Genomic DNA, 898 nt, shown 5'->3' on the forward strand with positions numbered 1-898 from the left:
CCACGCCCGCCGGCGCGCAGGCCGGTGCCGCGGTGGTGGCGCTGGCCGAGCGGGCCGACGCCGCCGTCTTCGGCTCCGCCGAGCCCACGGCGGCCGAGGCTCGGGACTTCTGGGCGCACGTCGACGCGGCGCTCGCCCGGATGCGGGCCGCCACCCCGCGCAAGCAGCGGTGGCGCGGACGGATCACGACCCGGTCGCTGCGCCGCCGCGCGCGCCGCGGGTCAGCAGCACGACGGAGCACGGGAGCACGACGATGAGCAGCACGTCCGGACGCGTCCTCGGGGCGTACGGCGCACCCCCGGCCCCGCTCGGCAGGCGGGTCGCGGCGTGGCTGGTCGACGGCGTCGGCACGGCGATCTGCGCCGCACCCGTCTGGCTCGCGAACCTGCCGGTGCTCACCGCGTCGCTCGCCGCCGCCGAGGACGCTCTCGCCGCGGGTGCGGACACCATGACCCCGCCGACCACCACCGCGGACCCCGTGCTGCTCGCCGTCGGAGCCGTCCTGCTCCTCGCGTGGGGCGGTGTGCAGTGGTGGTTCCACGGCACCCGCGGCTGGACCGTCGGCAAGCGCCTGCTCCACCTCCGCACGGTCGACGTCCGCACGGGGCGCCCGATCGGCCTGGGCCGGGCGTTCGTCCGCTACCTCGTCGTCGCGCTGTCCGTCCTCGCGTGCGGGGTCGGGCAGGTCGTCGTCCTGCTGTCGCCGCTGTTCGACCGTTCCGGCCGGTACCGGGGCTGGCACGACCGCGTCGGGGACGCGGTCGTCGTGGACGTCCGTGGTCTCGCCGCCTCCCGCCGGGTGTCGGGCTGGGACGACCCGTCACGCCGCGCCGACCCCGCGGCGCCGGCCACCGCCGCGCCCGCCGGTCCGGCCGCGCCGCTGCCCCCGGCGGCACCC

The 898-nt window shown here is 79.0% G+C and carries 1 protein-coding gene and 1 pseudogene; both read left to right on the plus strand.

Annotated elements, in window-relative coordinates; all coding sequences use genetic code 11:
- Positions 1-257, plus strand: a pseudogene (locus EBM89_RS21725) (hypothetical protein); the annotation flags it as partial.
- Positions 254-898 (plus strand): RDD family protein (locus EBM89_RS20780; protein ID WP_147463662.1); only part of this gene is annotated, 645 nt, incomplete at its 3' end. The pseudogene EBM89_RS21725 and the gene EBM89_RS20780, both read left to right, overlap by 4 nt.

This window comes from Cellulomonas triticagri, assembly GCF_003696205.1.
GTDB classification, from domain to species: domain Bacteria; phylum Actinomycetota; class Actinomycetes; order Actinomycetales; family Cellulomonadaceae; genus Cellulomonas; species Cellulomonas triticagri.